Origin of the sequence: Pseudomonas sp. LA5, assembly GCF_028640825.1 — a bacterium.
GTDB classification, from domain to species: Bacteria; Pseudomonadota; Gammaproteobacteria; order Pseudomonadales; family Pseudomonadaceae; genus Chryseomonas; species Chryseomonas aestiva.
Window position 1 is genome coordinate 282,307 of the sequence record NZ_JAQYZY010000051.1, and the last position, 18,470, is coordinate 300,776.

The window sequence follows — 18,470 nt, forward strand, 5'->3', positions numbered from 1 at the left end:
CGGGTCGCCGATCAGCCTGCGTCGACACCCTCCCTTCCGGTCTCCACCAGCACCTCCAGCAAGGCTGCCGCCGCCGGCGACAGCTCGTTGCCGTCCCGGCAGCCCACCACCAGTTCGCGACGCGCCCAGGCATCGCGCAGCGGGTGGCTGACCAGCGCCACGCCCGGTCCTGTCCGGACCAGACTGGCGGCCGGCAGGATCGCCAGGCCCAAGCCGCGGGCGACCAGAGCGCAGGCCTGGATCGGACTCGGTACCCGAATGCGGATCGCCAGCTCCCGGCCCCACTGCGCCGCCTGGGCTTCTACATGGAGCTGCAGGGCATTGCCGCGAGACAGGCCGACGAAGGGCTGCTCGAGCAGTCGCGCGAAATCGACCGCCTCCCCATCCGGCAAAGGCAGGCTACCCGGCGCAGCGACCAGCACCAGGGGATCGTCGCGAAAGGGCCGAATCTGCAGATCCTCCAAACCCGGCGCCGCCACGAAGATTCCCAGGTCGGCGCGACCTTCGCGGAGCGCCAGCACTATGCGTGAGCTGGGCAGCTCCTCGACCTCCACGTCCACCCTGGGCTGCGCCTGGAGAAAAGCGGCCAGGGGGTCATCCAGATGCTCCATCACCGCGGCGCCGTTGCCCAACAGCCGCACCCGTGTCCGGCTGTCCGCCACCGCGCCAGCCAGGTCCTGGTCCATTTCCTCCAGCCGCGACAGGATCGCCCGGGCATGGCGCTCCAGGGTCACGCCAGCCGGCGTGGGGCGTACGCCACGCGCGTGGCGGATCAGCAGCAGCGTTCCCAGGCTGTCTTCCAGGGCCTTGATGCGGCCACTGGCGGAAGGCAGCGCCAGGTGGCTCCGTTCGGCGCCCAGGGTGATGCTGCGCGCTGCCACGACGTGGAGAAACAGACGCAGGTCGAGCAGGTCGTAGCGCATCGCCGGAGAGCCTCTGTGCCGACCGTAGGCAGCCTTCGTCAATCCCGGCTTCTCACCTGCGGTCCTGAAATCCATGGTAACGCCTCTACCCGAGGAGGCGACCATGACCCTGCTGCTCTGTACCCTGATTTTCGTGCTCGCCGGTCTGACCAAGGGCGTGCTGGGCCTGGGCCTGCCCACCGTCGCCATGAGTCTGCTGGCCCTGCTGATGACGCCAGCCGAAGCCGCCGCCCTGCTGCTGATCCCCTCCCTGCTCACCAATGTCTGGCAATTCTGCGCCGGTCCTTCGCCCCGGCAGACGTTCAAACGCCTGTTGCCGCTGCAACTGGCCCTGGTGCCGAGCACCCTGCTCAGCATCCCGCTGCTGACCGGGAGCGATGGCGCCGGACTCGCCGCCGCGCTCGGTGCGGTGCTGGTCGCCTACGGCCTGATCGGCTGGACGGGCTGGCGCCTGCCCGCGCCCGGTCGTCATGAAGGGAAGGTCGCTCCGCTGGCGGGTTTAGTCACGGGTCTGATCACCGGCATGACCGGCGTCTTCGTGCTGCCGGCGGTGCCCTATCTGCAGAGTCTGGCGCTGGACAAGGAACAGCTGATCGAGGCCCTGGGGCTGAGCTTTACCGTCGCCACCCTGGCCCTGCTGGTGGGCCTCTGGTGGCAGAACGGACTGGCGGTCGAGCGCCTGGGTACTTCCAGCCTGTTGCTGCTCCCGGCCCTCCTGGGCATGGGACTGGGCCAGCGCGTGCGTCAGCGTCTCGATGAGCGCCTGTTCCGCCGGCTGTTCTTTGCTGGATTGCTGCTATTGGGAGCCTACGCCGTCCTGCATTATCTGCTGCGCCTGGGCTATCTTGGCTGAATCCGTCACAGTGCTGTCAGGTACAGCCGGTGTAGGCTGCACCTTCGACGGGCAGCAGGGTCTATGGGCGTAATTGAAGGGTCGCCGTGCCACGGCGCCCCTTCGACCCGGCCTTGTGCCTGACCGCTGCCTCTTTCCGACGTATACAGGACGCTTTCATGACGCTCGCTCCCAACGCAGGACGCCTCCCCGACGAGAATACCCTGACCCACCTGCCGCGCCTGGTGGCACGCTACTACAGCGATCGCCCCGATCCCAGCGATCCGGGTCAGCAGGTCGCCTTTGGCACCTCCGGGCACCGCGGTTCCTCGCTCAAGGGCAGCTTCAACGAATGGCACATCCTCGCCATCACCCAGGCCATCTGCGAATACCGTAAGGCCCAGGGCGTCGACGGCCCGCTGTTCATGGGCATGGACACCCATGCGCTGTCCGAGCCGGCCTTCATCTCCGCCCTGGAAGTGCTCGCCGCCAACGGCGTGGAAGTGCGCATCGACGCCGGCTGCGCCGAGACCAACGGCGAGCCGGGCTATACGCCCACCCCGGCGCTGTCCAACGCCATCCTCGAATACAACGCCGGCCGCAGCTCGGGCCTGGCCGATGGCATCGTCATCACCCCGTCGCACAATCCGCCGGCCGACGGCGGCTTCAAGTACAACCCCACCAATGGCGGCCCGGCCGACACCAACGTCACCAAGAGTATTCAGGACCGCGCCAATGCCCTGCTGGTGGCCGGTCTCGACGGCGTCAGGCGGATGGATTACCGCCAGGCACTCAAGGCGGCCACCACCCATAAGTTCGACTTCCTCGACAGCTATGTCGGCGGCCTGGGCCAGGTCATCGACCTGGATGCCATCCGCGGCTCCGGGCTGACCTTTGGCGTCGATCCCCTCGGCGGCGCCGGGGTGCACTACTGGCCGCGCATCGCCGAGCGCTATGGCCTGCCGCTGGAGGTGCTGTCCACCCGCGTCGACCAGACCTTCCGCTTCATGCGCCTGGATTGGGACGGCAAGATCCGCATGGACTGCAGCTCGCCCCACGCCATGGCCGGCCTGATCGAGAACAAGGACAGATTCGACGTCTCCTTCGCCTGCGACACCGACCATGACCGTCACGGCATCGTCGCCCGCTCGGTGGGCCTGCTCAATCCCAACCACTACCTGGCGGTGGCCATCGAATACCTCTTCACCCACCGTCCGCAGTGGAGCCCGCAGGCCGGCATCGGCAAGACCCTGGTGTCCTCTTCGATGATCGACCGCGTCGCCCAGGGCATCGGCCGCCAGGTGGTGGAAGTGCCGGTAGGCTTCAAGTGGTTCGTCGATGGCCTGCTGGACGGCAGCCTGGGCTTCGGTGGCGAGGAATCCGCCGGCGCGTCCTTCCTGCGCAAGGCCGGCGGCGCCTGGTCCACCGACAAGGACGGCCTCATCCTCGGCCTGCTGGCCGCGGAAATCACCGCCGTGACCGGCAAGGACCCGGGCGAGCGCTACCAGGCGCTGACCGAACGCTTCGGCGCCCCGGTCTACCAGCGCATCGACGCCGCCGCCGACCGCGAGCAGAAGGCCCGCCTCGGCAAGCTGTCCGCCGCCCAGGTCACCGCCAAGGAGCTGGCCGGCCAGCCGATCACCGCCATCCTTACCGAGGCACCCGGCAACGGCGCCGCCATCGGTGGCCTCAAGGTGGTCACCGAGAACGGCTGGTTCGCCGCCCGTCCTTCGGGTACCGAGGACGTCTACAAGATCTACGCCGAGAGCTTCGAGGGCGAAGCCCACCTGGGTCGCATCCAGGAAGAAGCCAAGGCGCTGGTGGATGGCGTGCTGCGCGGCTGACGGCGCGCGCCCTCACCCCAACCCTCTCCCCAGGGAGAGGGCGCTGAGAACGGATTGGCGGGGGTGAAGGTGTCTATCCACAAAAAAGGGCAGCCAGTGGCTGCCCTTTTTCCATTGCGACGCAAGGATCAGCTGATCTTCTTGGCGCCGTGCGCCTGCTGGTCGGCATGGTACGAGGAACGCACCAGCGGACCCGAGGCCACGTTCTTGAAGCCCATCCTGGCGCCTTCCTCGGCAAACCAGGCGAAAGTATCCGGATGGACGAAACGCTGCACCGGCAGGTGGTTGCGCGAAGGCTGCAGGTACTGGCCGAGGGTCAGCATGTCGATCTCGTGCTCGCGCATGCGCTGCATGACCTCGATGACTTCCTCGTCGGTCTCGCCCAGGCCCAGCATCAGGCCGGACTTGGTCGGCACGTGGGGCACGCGCTTCTTGAAGTTCTGCAGCAGGTCCAGCGACCACTCGAAGTCCGAACCCGGGCGCGCCGCCTTGTACAGGCGCGGCACGGTCTCCAGGTTGTGGTTGAAGACATCCGGCGGCTCCTGCTCGGTGATGGCCAGGGCGACGTCCATGCGACCGCGATAGTCCGGCACCAGGGTCTCCAGCTGGATGCCGGGGGTCAGCTTGCGGATCTCGCGCAGGCAGTCGACGAAGTGCTGGGCACCGCCGTCGCGCAGGTCGTCGCGGTCCACCGAGGTGATGACCACGTACTTCAGACCCAGGTCGGCGATGGCCACCGCCAGGTTCTTCGGCTCGTCCACGTCCAGCGGCTTCGGTCGGCCATGGCCGACGTCGCAGAAGGGGCAGCGACGGGTGCAGATGTCACCCATGATCATGAAGGTGGCGGTGCCACCGGAGAAGCACTCGCCCAGGTTGGGGCAGGAGGCCTCTTCGCAGACACTGTGCAGCTTGTGCTTGCGCAGCAGCTGCTTGATGCGCTCGACCTCGGGGGTGACCGGGATGCGCACGCGGATCCAGTCCGGCTTGCGCGGCAGCTCCTCGGTGGGAATGATCTTTACCGGGATGCGTGCGACCTTTTCGGCGCCGCGCAGCTTGACGCCGGCTTCCACCTTGCTGGGGCGGGCGGGCGGGGTAAGGGTCTGGACGCTGTCTTGTACTGTAGTGGTCATGTCAATCCGATTCCAGGGTGATCGGTTCGGGGTAGCCCAGGCGCAGACTCAGGTGACGGACCAGAGACTCGCGGACCTCGTCGAAAGCTAGTGGCCCGGTCACCAGATCGCGGAGCTGGGTCATGGCCAGGCCGGCATAACCGCAGGGGTTGATCCGGCGGAAGGGTGCCAGATCCATGTCAACGTTGAGCGCCAGGCCGTGGAAGGACCGGCCATTGCGGATGCGCAGGCCCAGGGAGGCGATCTTGGCGCCATCCACATAGACACCCGGCGCATCGGCCCGGGCCGCGGCCTGCACGCCCCAGTCGGCGAGCAGTGCGATCAGGCTGTCTTCCATGGCACTGACCAATTCTCGCACGCCCAGGCCCTTGCGGCGAACATCCAGCAGCACATAGGCGATGAGCTGACCGGGACCATGGTACGTGACCTGGCCGCCGCGATCGACCTGCACCACCGGAATGTCACCCACGGCGAGCAGGTGCTCGGGCTTGCCGGCCTGCCCCTGGGTGAACACCGCGGGGTGCTGCAGCAGCCAGAGTTCGTCGGGGGTCGCGGGGCCGCGCTCGTCGGTGAAGCGGCGCATGGCCTCCAGGGTCGCCTCGTAGGGCCGCAGGCCCCAGCGGCGCACGCCCAGGCTGGCCGGGGCGGGAGTGCTCATCAGATCACCATGTGCACGCGGCCGGTGGCGCGCAGATCCTGGTGGATGGCCTGCAGCTGATCCACGCCGGTGGCGGTGATGAGCACCTGTACGGAGAGGAAACGGCCGTTACGACTGTCGCGGGTCACCAGGGTGTCGCGCTCCAGATCCGGTGCATGGCGCTGGACGATGTCGAGCACCAGCTCGGCGAAGTCGGCACCGGCATCGCCGATCACCTTGATGGGATAGCGCGGGCAGGGAAATTCGATCTTTGGGGGTTGAACGTCTTCGGTCATGCGGACTTCCAGGCCGATCGCTGTCGGCAGGGGGTGAAAGGCCCGCGGATGCGGGCCTTTGCAGGGTGACGGATCAGTTGAACAAGCCGTAGAAGAACAGGCGAATGCTATCCCACAGGCGACGGAAGAGGCCACCCTCCTCGACCGGCTGCAGGGCAACCAGGTCGGCGGTGTGCACCACCTTGTCATCCAGCTTCACCTCGACCTTGCCGATCACCTGGCCCTGGGCGATGGGTGCGATCAGCTGCGGATTGAGCACCATCTCGGCGTGCAGCTTCTTGGCCTGGCCGCGCGGCAGGGTCATGGTCAGGTCGTTGGCCAGACCGGCCTGGACTTCGCGGGTGTCCCCCTTCCATACCGGCGCCTTGGCCAGCTCGGTGCCCTTCTTGTAGAAGGACTGGGTTTCGAAGAAGCGGAAACCGTAGGTCAGCAGCTTCTGGGTCTCGGCGGCGCGGGCCTGTTCGCTGTTGGTGCCGAACACCACGGCGACCAGGCGCATGCCATCGCGCACGGCCGAGGCCACCAGGCAGTAGCCGGCTTCGTCGGTGTGGCCGGTCTTCAGGCCGTCGACGGTCTTGTCGCGCCACAGCAGCAGGTTGCGGTTGGGCTGCTTGATGTTGTTCCAGAAGAATTCCTTCTGGGAATAGATGGCGTAGTGCTGGGCATCGGCATTGATGATGGCGCGCGCCAGGATGGCCATGTCATGGGCCGAGGAATAGTGATTCGGGTCCGGCAGGCCGGTGGCGTCCATGAAGTGGGTGTTCTGCATGCCCAGCTTCTGCGCGGTGGTGTTCATCATGTCGGCGAAGGCGTCTTCGCTGCCGGCGATGTGCTCGGCCAGGGCGACGCTGGCGTCGTTGCCGGACTGGATGATGATGCCGTGCAGCAGGTCACCGACCGACACCTGGGTGCCGACCTTGATGAACATCCGCGAACCGCCGGTACGCCAGGCGTGCTCGCTGACGGTGACCATGTCCGATTCCTTGATGCGCCCCCGGTTGATTTCCAGGGTGGCGATGTAGGCGGTCATCAGCTTGGTCAGGCTGGCCGGCGGCAGGCGCTGGTCGGAGTTGGATTCGGTGAGCACGGCGCCGCTGTTGGCATCCATGAGAATCCAGGCCTTGGCGGCCAGCTGGGGCGCTGCCGGAACCATTGTCTCGGCCGCCCAGACGGCCGGGACACAGGCGATCGTTACTAGGAGGAGCAGGCGTCGAGCGAGTTTTGCGATTGTCATCCGAATCTCTGAAAGGTTGGGGTATGGCAGGAGCAGCGGACCCAGACCGCTCGGTCCACGTCGATCCGCGCAAGGCGGATCACGACGGCTGGGGCCGGCGACTGGGCGTCATGAAGCATCCCTGCTTCAATCCGGTTGCACGAGAGACGCCTGACCCAGGCGGGCCACGCGTACGCTGTTCTGGAGCTGGGAGACCTCAGCCGGCTGGACCGGTCCGAGGCGGACCCGATGCAAGGTCTGCTGGTTGCGCACCGTCGAACTGATGAACACCGGGGCACCGGTCAGGTCGCTGAGCTTGTCCTTGAGCAATTCCGCAGCGTCCGGATTGGCGAAGGCCGCCACCTGCAGATAGAGCCCAGCGGCTGGGGCAGAAACGTTTTTTTTTGCGTCGACGGCTGCGGGCGTCACCGGTTCGGCATGCTGGTTGACCGGTGGCGTATAGGTCTCGATGGCGCCGAAGGTCTGCGTCTCGGTGGTCTTCTGGGCCACCGGTGCCTGGCGCGGCTGGGCCAGCACCATGGGCACCGCCTGGCCACGCTGGGCCCAGTACTGCTGCGGATCTATGCCTTCGACGCTGACCCGGGCGGTGCCGATCTCGGCATAGCCGAGCTTCTTGGCGGCGGCGAAGGACAGATCGATGACCCGGTCGGAATAGAAGGGACCGCGGTCGTTGACGCGCAGGATCACGCTGCGGCCGTTGTCCAGGTTGGTGACCCGCACATAGCTGGGCAGCGGCAGGGTCTTGTGCGCCGCGGTCATGCCGTAGAGGTCGTAGGTCTCGCCGTTGGCGGTGGCCTGACCGTGGAACTTGGTGCCGTACCAGGAGGCGGTGCCGGTCACGCGGTAGTTGCGCGAATCGGTCAGCGGGAAATAGGTCTTGCCCAGCACGGTGTAGGGATTGTTCTTCAGCGGCCCGTTGTAGGGCATGGGCACGGCGTCGGGAATCCGGCTGACGTCCACGTCCCACCAGGGCGCGCCGTCACGGTGCGGACGCAGGTAGCCGCCCGGCCCGGCCACGCCCTTGCTGGTCGGCTTGGGCGCCTGGCTGGAGCAGCTCACCAGCAGCAGGCCGACGCCCAGGCAACCGGCCAGGCGCGCCAGGGCAGTCAGGCGCATCACGGCCTGGCACCCTCCGCGGCATGGCGCTCGGCGATGGCGTTCGCCAGATCGGTCACCGCCATGGCGTACATGACGCTGCGGTTGTATCGGGTAATGGCGTAGAAATTGGGCAGGCCCATCCAGTACTCCGGTCCCTTGTCTCCGTCGAGGCGGAACGAGGTTACACGCAAATCGTCACGCAGGGCAGGGTCTTGGGCGTTCCAGCCGAGGGCGCGCAGCTCGGCGACGCTCTTGACCGGCTCGATCCCGGCCACCACGCCCTCCTCCACCCGCTCGCCACTGACCTGGGCGCGGATGGCGGTCGGTCCGCGACCGGACCAGCCGTGGCGCTTGAAGTAGTTGGCCACGCTGCCGATGGCGTCGGTGGGATCGGACCAGATGTTGATGTGGCCGTCGCCGTCGAAGTCCACCGCATAGGCGCGGAAGCTGCCCGGCATGAATTGCGGCAGGCCCATGGCGCCGGCATAGGAACCGGTGAGGCTAAGCGGATCAACCTGCTGTTCGCGGGCCAATAGCAGGAATTCGCGCAGTTGGCTGCGGAAGAAGGGCGCGCGGGGCGGATAGTCGAAGGCCAGGGTCGAGAGCGCGTCCAGCACCCGGTAGTTGCCGGTGTTGCGACCGTAGAAGGTTTCCACGCCGATGATGGCGACGATGAACTGGGCCGGCACGTCGTATTCGCGCTCGGCGCGGGCCAGGGCTTCTTCGTGGGCCTTCCAGAAGTCGACGCCCTGGGCGATGCGCCGATCGGTGATGAAGATGGGCCGGTATTCGCTCCAGGGCTTGACCCGCTCGGCCGGTCGCGAGATGGCGTCGAGGATGGCCTGCTTGCGCTCGACCTCGCCGAACAGCGCCTGCAGCTGTTCCGGGGCGAAGCCATAGCTCTGACTCATCTCGGCGATGAAGTCGCGCGTCAGCGGTGCCGCGTCGTAGTCACCCGCGACGACGCCGGTCGTCACGCCCATCGCCCCCGCGAGCCCCAGGCTCAGCAGGCAGCGACGCATCCATCCCATTGTCGGCATCTAACCCTTCTTTGTTGCGTGTTAAACCTGGGCGATCCACTTGCGGTGCGTGTGGATCGACATCAAAACTCCGAACCCGGTGAACAAGGTGACCACCGAGGTGCCGCCATAGCTGATGAATGGCAGCGGTACGCCCACCACGGGCAAGAGCCCGCTGACCATGCCGATGTTGACGAAGACATAGACGAAGAAGGTCATGGTCACGCCGCCGGCGAGCAACTTGCCGAACAACGTCTGAGCCTGCACCGTGATGGTCAGGCCGCGACCGATCAGCAGCAGATAGAGCACCAGCAGCAGGCAGACGCCGACCATGCCGAACTCTTCGCCGAGGACGGCAATGATAAAGTCCGTGTGACTTTCCGGCAAAAAATCCAGATGAGACTGGGTACCCAGCAGCCAGCCCTTGCCGAACACCCCGCCCGAGCCGATGGCAGCCTTGGACTGGATGATGTTCCAGCCGGCGCCCAGCGGATCCATCTCTGGATCGAGGAAGGTCAGGATCCGGCGCTTCTGGTAATCGTGCAGGACAAAGAACCACATGGCCACGGCCATGGGCACCGCGGCGCTCACCGCGCCGATCAGCCAGCGCCACTGCAGGCCGCCGACGAACAGCACGAAGCCACCCGAGGCCAGCACCAGCATGGCGGTGCCGAGATCGGGCTGGTCGAGGATCAGCACGAAGGGCACCACCACCAGCGACAGGCTGATCAGGCTGTGCTTGAAGTTGGGCGGCAGGCTGCGCTTGGACAGGTACCAGGCCATCATCATGGGCATCAGCAGCTTCATGAATTCCGACGGCTGGAAGCGGATGACCCCGGGAATGTTGATCCAGCGGGTGGCACCCATGGCGTTGTGGCCCATGACGTCCACCACCACCAGCAGGGCCACGCCGATCACGTAGCCGAGGGGCACCCAGCGTGCCATGAAACGCGGTTCGAGCTGGGCGACGACGGCCATGGCCACCAGCCCGAGGCCGAAGGAGCTGGCCTGCTTGAACAGCAGGTCGAGATTGCGCCCGCCCGCGGAATAGAGGACGAACAGCCCGGTCGCCCCCAGCATCAGCAGCAGGATCAGCAGCGGCCCGTCGATGTGCAGGCGCTGCAGCAGGGTGGCGCGCCGCTTCATCACGTCCCCTTCGGGGATGGTGCGATCGAAGTTGGGAGCAAGACTCATGGCTGCACCTTGGTCGCGGCGGCGGTGGCCGCGGCGGTATTGGGCTTGGCGTACTCGGCCTTGAGATGGCCCTGGTCATCAAGCAGCCAGGCATCCAGTACCTGGCGCACCACCGGGGCGGCCACGCCGCTGCCCGACTCGCCGTTCTCGACCATCACCGCCACGGTGATCTGCGGATTGTCGGCCGGGGCGAAGGCGACGAACAGGGCGTGGTCGCGGTGCCGCTCCTTGAGCGCCGCCGAGTTGTACTTCTCGTTCTGGCGAATGGCGACCACCTGGGCGGTACCGCTCTTGCCGGCGATGCGGTACTGGGCGCCGACATTGATCTTGTGGGCGGTGCCGCGCGGATTCTGCACCACCATTTCCATGCCGTGGACGGCCCTGTCCCAGTAGGTCGGGTCCCTGAGCTCGATGTCGGGCATGGGATTGCTGTCCACCGGCGGCTGGCCATCGAGGGTCCTGGCGAGGTGCGGACGGATCCACTTGCCATGGTTGGCGATCAGGGTGGTGACCTGGGCCAGCTGCAGTGGCGTGGTCTGCATGTAGCCCTGGCCGATCCCGAGGATCAGCGTCTCGCCGGGGAACCAGGCCTGGCGGCGGGTGGCACGCTTCCACTGGCGCGAGGGCATCAGGCCCGGTGCCTCCTCGAACATGTCCAGGGAGACCTTCTGGCCGAGACCGAACTTGCCCATGTACTCGGAGAGGCGATCGATGCCGATCTTGTGGGCGAGATCGTAGAAGTAGGTGTCGTTGGATCTCATCAGCGCCATGTCCAGATCCACGTAGCCGTCGCCGCCGTGGTTCCAGTTGCGGTACTTGTGATCGTAGTTGGGCAACTCGTAGTAGCCCGGATCGAAGACCCGCGCCTGGGGCGTGGTGGCGCCGCTGTCGAGACCGGCGATGGCCACCGCCGGCTTGATGGTCGAACCGGGTGGATAGAGGCCGCGCAGCACCCGGTTGTAGAGCGGGCGATCGATGGAGTCGCGTAGCTCGGAATATTCCTTGAAGCTGATCCCGGTGACGAAGGGATTGGGGTCGTAGCTCGGCTGGCTGACCATGGCCAGCACCTCGCCGGTCTTGGGCTGGATGGCGACGATGGCGCCACGGCGCCCACCCAGGGCGGCTTCGGCGGCGGCCTGCAGGCGTGAATCGATGGTCAGGACGATGTCCTTGCCCGGCTTGGGGTCGGTGCGATTGAGTACCCGCAGCACCCGGCCGCGGGCATTGGTCTCCACCTCTTCGTAGCCCACCTCGCCGTGCAGCTCGGGCTCGTAGAAGCGCTCCACGCCGGTCTTGCCGATGTGGTGGGTGCCGCTGTAGTTGACCGGATCCAGGCGCTTGAGCTCCTGTTCGTTGATCCGCCCGACATAACCCACCGAATGGGCGAAATGTTCGCCCATGGGATAATGACGCACCAGTTGCGCTGTCACCTCGACCCCGGGCAGGCGGAACTGGTTGACGGCGATCTTGGCGATCTGCTCCTCGGTCAGCTCGAACAGCACCGGCACCGGCTCAAAGGGACGCCGGCCCTGCTTCATGCGCTTCTCGAACAGCTCGCGATCTTCCTCGGTCAGGCCGAGCACCTGCACCAGGGTATCGAGGGTCTGCCGCCAGTTGTCGGCCCGCTCGCGGGTGATGGTCAGGCTGAAGCTGGGGCGGTTGTCGGCGACGATGATGCCGTTGCGGTCGTAGATCAGGCCACGGGTGGGCGGGATCGGCTGGACATGGACCCGGTTGTTTTCCGACAGGGTCGAGTGGTAGTCGTGCTGGATGACCTGCAGGTAGTACATGCGCGCCACCAGTACGCAGGCGAGCACGAGAAAGAGCACCGCCCCGACCGTCACGCGGGCGCGGACGAGCTGGGCGTCTTTCTCGTGGTCCTTGAGGCGTATGGGTTGCGACATCGCAGGTACGGACTACTTGTGATACGGATGGCCGGCCAGTACGGTCCAGGCGCGATAGAGCTGCTCACCGACGAGGATGCGCACCAGCGGATGCGGCAGGGTCAGCGGCGAGAGCGACCAGCGCTGTTCACTGCGCGCCTGCACCTCGGGCGCGAGACCCTCGGGACCGCCGACCATGAGGTTGACGGTGCGGGCTTCCAGGCGCCACTGCTGGAGTGTTTCAGCCAGTTGCTCGGTGCTCCAGGGCTTGCCGGTGACCTCCAGGGTCACCACGCGTTCGCCCGGTTGCACCTTGGCCAGCATGGCCTCACCCTCCTGGCGGATCAGCCGGGCGACGTCGGCGTTCTTGCCACGGGTCTGCAGCGGGATCTCGACGAGTTCCAGCGGCAGTTCCGGTGGCAGACGCTTGACGTACTCGTGCCAACCCTCTTCGACCCAGCGCGGCATGCGCGAGCCGACGGCGATGAGACGCAGGCGCACCGGCGTTATTCGCCGTGGGCGGCGCGGCTCTGCTCGGCACCGCGCCAGAGGCGCTCGAGGTCATAGAACTCGCGGGTGGTCGGCAGCATCACGTGGACGACCACGTCACCGAGGTCGAGCAACGCCCATTCACCGCCTTCCAAGCCTTCGCTGCCCAGCGGGCGTACGCCCTGCTGCTTGACCTTTTCCAGCACGTTGTCGGCCAGCGACTTGACGTGGCGGCTGGAGGTGCCGCTGGCGATGACCATGATATCGGTCACGCTGGTCTTCTCACGGACGTCCAGGGAGATGATGTCCTGGGCCTTCATGTCTTCCAGGGCGGCGATGGCCACCTGGACGAGTTGTTCGCTTTGCATGGTGTAACTCTTACCTCGGTTCGGAGGACGCCGGATAGAGGCCGTGCGTCCGGATGTAGTCAAGCACGGCATCGGGCACCAGGAAGCGGATGGACTTCCCGGTGGCCAGGAGGCCGCGGATCTGGGTGGCGGACACCGCGAGCGGGTTCTGCCAGATAAAGGTGATCTGCCCGCCCGGTCCCTTCAGGGCCTGGGGATCGGGCTGACTGCGCGCCGCCAGGAAATCGCGCAATTCCTGGCAGGGCTCGCTGTCGGCGTCGGGTCGTTGCAGGACCAGGATGTGGCACAGCTCCAGCAATTCGCGCCAGCGGTGCCAGCCCGGCAGGCCGCAGAAGGCGTCCCAACCCAGCATGAGCAACAGCTGCACCTCATCGCCGAGTTCGGCGCGCAGGCTTTCCAGGGTCTCTATGGTATAGGAGTGGCGCGTCCGGCGCAGTTCCCGGTCATCGACCACCAGGGTCGCGACGTCGGCCACCGCCAGTCGCACCATCGCCAGGCGATCCTCGGCGGAGACGCTGGGCGCCTCGCGATGGGGCGGCCGGGCGCTGGGGATCAGCCGCAGTTCGTCCAGCGCCAGGGCCTCGGCCACCTCGAGTGCGGCGCGCAGGTGACCGATGTGCACGGGATCGAAGGTACCGCCGAACAGGCCGATGCGGGTGGGCAGGCTGCTCATCAGCTACGGACGTGACCGTCGCCGAAGACCACGTATTTCTCGCTGGTCAGCCCTTCCAGGCCCACCGGCCCGCGGGCGTGCAGCTTGTCGGTGGAAATGCCGATCTCGGCGCCCAGGCCGTATTCGAAGCCATCGGCGAAACAGGTCGGCGCATTGACCATGACCGAACTGGAATCGACTTCGGCCAGGAAGCGCCGCGAACGGCCGAGACTTTCCGTCACGATCGCATCGGTGTGATGGGAGCCGTAGTGGTTGATGTGCTCGATCGCCCGGTCCAGACCATCGACGATGCGGATGGACAGGATGGGCGCCAGATATTCGGTGGACCAGTCGGCCTCGGTGGCGGGCAGGGCCTGGATCAGGTCCCGCGTACGCTCGCAGCCCCGCAACTCCACGCCCCTCTCTTCGAAGCGGCGCGCCATGGCCGGCAGGAAGGCCTCGGCCACCTTGGCATCGACCAGCAGCGTTTCCATGGCACCGCAGATGCCATAGCGGTAGCACTTGGCGTTGAAGGCAATGGACTCGGCCTTGACAAGGTCAGCAGCCTCGTCGACATAGACGTGGCAGATTCCGTCGAGGTGCTTGATCACCGGGACGCGGGCATCGTTGCTGATGCGCTCGATCAGATTCTTGCCACCCCGCGGCACGATGACGTCGACGAACTCGGGCATGGTGATCAGGGCGCCGACGGCAGCCCGGTCGGTGGTCTCAACTACCTGGACTGCAGCGGCGGGCAAGCCGACCTCGGCCAGCCCTTTCTGAATGCAGGCGGCGATGGCGCGATTCGAGCGAATGGCTTCGGAACCACCGCGCAGGATGGTTGCGTTGCCCGATTTCAGGCAGAGACTGGCCGCGTCGATCGTCACGTTGGGCCGGGATTCATAGATGATGCCGATGACCCCCAGCGGCACGCGCATCTTGCCAATCTGGATCCCGGACGGCCGAGCGCTCAGGTCACGAACGGCGCCTACCGGATCCGGCAGGGCGGCAACCTGCTTGAGGCCGTTGATCATCGCGTCGATCCGCGCCGGCGTCAGCGTCAGGCGATCAAGCAGTGCCGACTCGAGTCCAGCAGCCGTAGCGGCCGCGACATCCTCGGCATTGGCGGCGACCAGCGCTTCGCGATCGGCACCCAAGGCATCTGCAATGGCGTTCAGCGCCAGGTTCTTCTGGCCGGTGGACGTACGAGCGAGGACCCGCGACGCAGTACGGGCAGCCTGGCCAAGACGGGTCATGTAGGCGGAGACGGACTCGGTCATGGTCGGCGGCCTGCGGAAGACGGTGGGAAAGCCGCAGAGTATAGCGTCGCCGGGCCCTGCGCGGCCAGCGCCGGGGGGCCTGGCGGTGGCATTCGTCTGCGCTATTTGGTTGACTCGCCACGGCCTGTCGGGAATCATCCCCGGCTGTATTTGCCGTTCAGCTTGCGTTCAGCTATTCCCTAATAGCCGAAATCGTTCCAGCTCTGCGCCAGGTGCTGCAGCGACGCCTACCAGCCTTCACGGAAAGAACCATGCCCAAGCACCTCACCTTGTCCCTTGGTCTGCTCGCCCTGCTGATCCATGCCGACGCGACCTGGGCCGCCGCTGCCGACGCCGCGCCGACCGCGGCCGCCGTCCAGGCGCTGGAAGCCCAGCTGAAGAAGACGCCCCAGGATCCGGATGCCCTGGGCAAGCTGGGCAGTGCCCGCCTGGCGCAGCAGCGCTGGACCGATGCCGAGCAGTTGCTGACCCAGGCCGTGCAGAAAGGGGGCAAGACCTGGCAGCCGGCGCTGGACGAGGCGCGCTACCATCACCTGCTGGAACGCGCCCACGCGGCCGAGAACAAACGCGAGCTGGACCAGGCGCGGGATCTCAGCGTGGAAGCCATCCGGCTGAAGCCCGAAGCGGTCGAGGCGCAGCTGTTCCTCGCCGGCATCCAGAGCCAGAAACGCCAATGGGAACTGGCCGAGGCCACCTACCGCCAGGTGCTGATGCGCGAGCCGGCCAACGTCGACGCCTACTATGGGCGCATCGCCGCGCTCAACGAGCTGGGCCGCACCGAAGAAGCCCTGCAACTCACCAAGAATCTGCAGCCGAGCGCCAAGAGCCCGATCAAGGGCCTGGATCGCCTGCGCGCCGGCCAAGCCATGCAGGAAGCCGAAGCCGCCGAAGCGCGGGGCGATCTGCAGGGCGCCTCGCGGCTGCTCGAACAGGCGCGCAAGGAAGCCCCGGAAGATCCCTGGCTGCGCCTGGCCCAGGCCCGCCTGGAGGTTCGTCAGGGCCGGCCGCGCGCCGCCCGCGATCTGGTGGACAGCCTGGTCAAGGATGGCGCCCAGCGCCCCGAGGTGCTCTATGCCAGCGCCCTGCTGTCCAACGAGCTGGGTGAATACCCGCGCGCCATGCAGACCCTGATGCGCATTCCCCAGGCGCAGCGTTCGCCGGACATGAACGCCCTGGCCGCGCGCATCACCTTCAACGAACAACTGGCCGAAACCGTGGCCCTGGCCAAGCAGGGTCGCCGCGAGGAAGCGCGCAGCCTGATGCAGCGCCTGGAAGCCCGCGCCGGCCGCAATCCGGATCTGATCGGCGACCTGGCCGAAGCCTTCGCCACCGCCGGCGATCCCGAGCACGGCCTGGCCCTGCTCAAGCCGATGATCACCGGCGATACCCGCCCGGCACCCGCCATGCAGCTGCACTACGCCAGCATCCAGCTGCAGCTGAACCAGGACCAGACCGTGGGCAATGTCCTGCGCGACCTGCAGGGGGTGGTGCTCGACAGCGGCGAGAAGCAGCAGTACGACGACCTCCTCGCCCGCTACCGCATTCGTCAGGCCGATCGCCTCACCGACCAGGGCAAGCTGGCTGCCGCCTACGACACCCTGGCGCCGGCGCTCAAGGCCCGTCCCGACGACAAGGCCGCCCAGGCCGCCCTGGCACGCATGTACCTGGCCAGCGGCGACACCCAGAAGGCCCGCCAGCTCTATCGCGACGTGCTCAGCGACCAGCCGAAGGACGCCGAGCTCTATCTGGGCGCCGCCGAAATCGCCGCCAAGTCCCAGGACAGCGTCACCGCCCGCCAGTACTTGGACCAGGCGGTCAAACTCGGCCAGAGCGATCCCCTGGTGCTGCGCCGCGCCGCCCTGCTCTACCGCGACATCGGCATGGCCGGCACCGCGACCGGCCTGCTGGAGCAAGTGGTGCAGGTGGAGCGCAAGGATCGCGAGTCCGCGGCCCGCGCCGCCGGCGCCAGTGACAATCCCTTCGCCACCCTGCCCGGGCAGACCCGCAGCGATGACGCCCTGGCCGCCGTTCCGGCCGCCGCGGGTGGCAACGCCGCCGGCGGCGACTACGCCTGGAGCGATCCGCTGCAGGCGCAGAAGGCTGCCAACAACCCCTTCAACGACCTGTCCGTGGTACCTACCAGCAGCCTGTCGAGCAGCCTGGCCACCGAGCAGATCCTCGGCCAGCTGCAGCGCGAGCGCAGCATCCGCATCACCCAGGGTCTGAGCGTACGCAGCTACGATCCCAGCGGCAGTTCGCGCCAGACCACCGTCAGCGCACCGCTGGAGATTTCCTTCCCCGCCGGCGACCAGCGCCTGGCCGTGCGCGTCACCCCGACCCGCATCAACGACAGCAGCAGCGATGGCAGCCAGAAGGAAAACGGCGTGGCGGCGTCCATCGCCGTGGAAGATGCCGGACGCGGGCTCAAGGGCGACATCGGCGTCTCGCCGGTGGGCCTGAGATACAGCACCGTGGTCGGCGGCGCGACCCTGGAACGTCCGCTGAGCAGCCTCAGCGAGAACCTGCTCTATGCCCTGAGCGTGTCGCGGCGTTCGGTGACCGATTCCCTGGCGTCCTACGGCGGCATCCGCGATCCGCGTACCGGCCAGGAGTGGGGCGGCGTCACCGCCAATGGCGGCCTGGCGCGGCTGAGATACGACGATGGTCGTTACGGCTCCTACATCTACGGCGCGGCCCATCGTCTGACCGGTCATGACGTCAAGGACAACGACCGCTTCGAGATCGGCACCGGCGTCTACTACTACCTGCGCAATGGCCCGGACAGCCTGTTCACCGTGGGCCTCTCGGCCACCGCGATCGGCTATGACAACAACCAGAACCACCTGACCTACGGTCATGGCGGCTACTTCAGCCCGCAGCGCTACTTCGCCATCGGCGTACCCCTGGTGTGGGCACAGCGGGGCGATCTCTGGGCCTATCAGGTGCAGGGCATGCTGGGCGTGCAGACCATTCGCCAGGACGCCGCGGATCGCTATCCGGACGACGCTGCCCTGCAGGCGGCCGCGGAAGCCGCCGGCGAAGGCCAATACGGCAGCAAGAGCAAGACCGGCGTGGCCTACAGCCTCTCCGCCAATGGCGAATACCGCCTCAGCGGGCAGTTCGCCCTGGGCGGTCGCCTGGGCATGGACAATTCCCAGGACGAGCGCGACGTCAACGGCAACCTCTATCTGCGCTACTTCTTCGAAGAGCAGGAAGGCCGACCGCAACTCTCGCGGCCGCAGCCCTACCGCTCGCGCAACGAGGAATAAGGAAAAAGGCCCGCACCCGCGGGCCTTTTTTTGCCTCGGCACGCGGTCCGTTGCCGCCGAAACAACCGCTCGTCCCCACGCTCGTCGCCCCCGCGACCGCCCCGTCCCCGGGCCACGCCTTTCGTCCGCACGGCGCCAGGCGTGACGTTGACGGCTGCTTGAGGTGATCTAAACATTGAAGTGAACCGGCGCTAAAAAGCGAGACTATCCGTTCGCTCCGCTTCAATGCCCGCATACGCATTTTCAATTGGTGCGTCACGAACTCCGCGTGACAGTATCCGCAAAAAATGACACCTGATGGCTTTTAGCCATAATTTTGACG

At 66.7% G+C, this 18,470-nt stretch carries 16 protein-coding genes; 3 read left to right on the plus strand and 13 right to left on the minus strand.

Going from position 1 to position 18,470, the window contains the following annotated elements; genetic code table 11:
- Positions 1 to 11 precede the first annotated feature (11 nt).
- Positions 12 to 923 (minus strand): LysR family transcriptional regulator, encoded by a 912-nt coding sequence (locus PVZ72_RS19040; RefSeq protein WP_273862717.1) that lies wholly within the window; start codon positions 921 to 923, stop codon positions 12 to 14.
- A gap of 103 nt (positions 924 to 1,026) precedes the next feature.
- Between PVZ72_RS19040 and PVZ72_RS19045 the strand changes: the two genes are divergently transcribed.
- Both PVZ72_RS19045 and pgm read left to right on the plus strand, forming a co-directional pair.
- Complete coding sequence (locus tag PVZ72_RS19045; protein ID WP_273862718.1) at positions 1,027 to 1,776, plus strand: sulfite exporter TauE/SafE family protein; 750 nt, start codon at positions 1,027 to 1,029, stop codon at positions 1,774 to 1,776.
- 158 nt (positions 1,777 to 1,934) lie between these two features.
- On the plus strand, positions 1,935 to 3,599 hold the full coding sequence (gene pgm, locus PVZ72_RS19050; RefSeq protein WP_133859970.1) for a phosphoglucomutase (alpha-D-glucose-1,6-bisphosphate-dependent): 1,665 nt from the start codon (positions 1,935 to 1,937) through the stop codon (positions 3,597 to 3,599).
- A 128-nt stretch (positions 3,600 to 3,727) separates the two neighbouring features.
- Here the strand turns inward: pgm and lipA are convergent, their stop codons facing one another.
- The 12 genes from lipA to PVZ72_RS19110 form a co-directional block, all read right to left on the minus strand.
- The gene (gene lipA, locus PVZ72_RS19055; RefSeq protein WP_187978593.1) at positions 3,728 to 4,729 is read right to left on the minus strand and encodes a lipoyl synthase; all 1,002 of its coding nucleotides are present in this window, start codon (positions 4,727 to 4,729) and stop codon (positions 3,728 to 3,730) included.
- Between the two features lies 1 nt (position 4,730).
- Complete coding sequence (gene lipB, locus PVZ72_RS19060; protein WP_183631280.1) at positions 4,731 to 5,387, minus strand: lipoyl(octanoyl) transferase LipB; 657 nt, start codon at positions 5,385 to 5,387, stop codon at positions 4,731 to 4,733.
- Complete coding sequence (locus PVZ72_RS19065) at positions 5,387 to 5,662, minus strand: DUF493 domain-containing protein (protein WP_133863157.1); 276 nt, start codon at positions 5,660 to 5,662, stop codon at positions 5,387 to 5,389. The genes lipB and PVZ72_RS19065 overlap by 1 nt, the downstream gene beginning before the upstream one ends.
- Before the next feature lie 73 nt (positions 5,663 to 5,735).
- Complete coding sequence (locus PVZ72_RS19070) at positions 5,736 to 6,896, minus strand: D-alanyl-D-alanine carboxypeptidase family protein (RefSeq protein WP_133863156.1); 1,161 nt, start codon at positions 6,894 to 6,896, stop codon at positions 5,736 to 5,738.
- A gap of 126 nt (positions 6,897 to 7,022) precedes the next feature.
- Positions 7,023 to 8,012: a septal ring lytic transglycosylase RlpA family protein gene (locus PVZ72_RS19075; protein ID WP_133863161.1), complete on the minus strand. Its 990-nt coding sequence runs from the start codon at positions 8,010 to 8,012 to the stop codon at positions 7,023 to 7,025.
- The gene (gene mltB, locus PVZ72_RS19080) at positions 8,012 to 9,016 is read right to left on the minus strand and encodes a lytic murein transglycosylase B (RefSeq protein ID WP_443218257.1); all 1,005 of its coding nucleotides are present in this window, start codon (positions 9,014 to 9,016) and stop codon (positions 8,012 to 8,014) included. The genes PVZ72_RS19075 and mltB overlap by 1 nt, the downstream gene beginning before the upstream one ends.
- A 39-nt stretch (positions 9,017 to 9,055) precedes the next feature.
- Positions 9,056 to 10,159, minus strand: coding sequence for a rod shape-determining protein RodA (gene rodA, locus PVZ72_RS19085; protein ID WP_133863160.1), 1,104 nt, complete (start codon positions 10,157 to 10,159; stop codon positions 9,056 to 9,058).
- Positions 10,160 to 10,203: 44 nt separating this feature from the next.
- Entirely contained in the window at positions 10,204 to 12,111 is a 1,908-nt protein-coding gene (mrdA, locus tag PVZ72_RS19090; protein WP_273862720.1) for a penicillin-binding protein 2, read from the minus strand.
- A gap of 12 nt (positions 12,112 to 12,123) precedes the next feature.
- On the minus strand, positions 12,124 to 12,591 hold the full coding sequence (rlmH, locus tag PVZ72_RS19095; protein WP_007159668.1) for a 23S rRNA (pseudouridine(1915)-N(3))-methyltransferase RlmH: 468 nt from the start codon (positions 12,589 to 12,591) through the stop codon (positions 12,124 to 12,126).
- Positions 12,592 to 12,596: 5 nt separating this feature from the next.
- Entirely contained in the window at positions 12,597 to 12,947 is a 351-nt protein-coding gene (rsfS, locus tag PVZ72_RS19100) for a ribosome silencing factor (RefSeq protein WP_007159669.1), read from the minus strand.
- 10 nt (positions 12,948 to 12,957) lie between these two features.
- Positions 12,958 to 13,620 (minus strand): nicotinate-nucleotide adenylyltransferase, encoded by a 663-nt coding sequence (gene nadD / locus PVZ72_RS19105; protein ID WP_017642517.1) that lies wholly within the window; start codon positions 13,618 to 13,620, stop codon positions 12,958 to 12,960.
- Positions 13,620 to 14,879 carry a glutamate-5-semialdehyde dehydrogenase gene (locus tag PVZ72_RS19110; protein WP_273862721.1) on the minus strand — a complete coding sequence of 420 codons (1,260 nt, stop codon included), beginning with the start codon at positions 14,877 to 14,879 and terminating at the stop codon, positions 13,620 to 13,622. Before PVZ72_RS19110 ends, nadD begins: the two co-directional genes overlap by 1 nt.
- A gap of 251 nt (positions 14,880 to 15,130) precedes the next feature.
- On the opposite strand from PVZ72_RS19110, the gene PVZ72_RS19115 reads away from it, so the two are divergent.
- Complete coding sequence (locus tag PVZ72_RS19115; RefSeq protein ID WP_187978589.1) at positions 15,131 to 18,148, plus strand: cellulose biosynthesis protein BcsC; 3,018 nt, start codon at positions 15,131 to 15,133, stop codon at positions 18,146 to 18,148.
- Positions 18,149 to 18,470 lie beyond the last annotated feature (322 nt).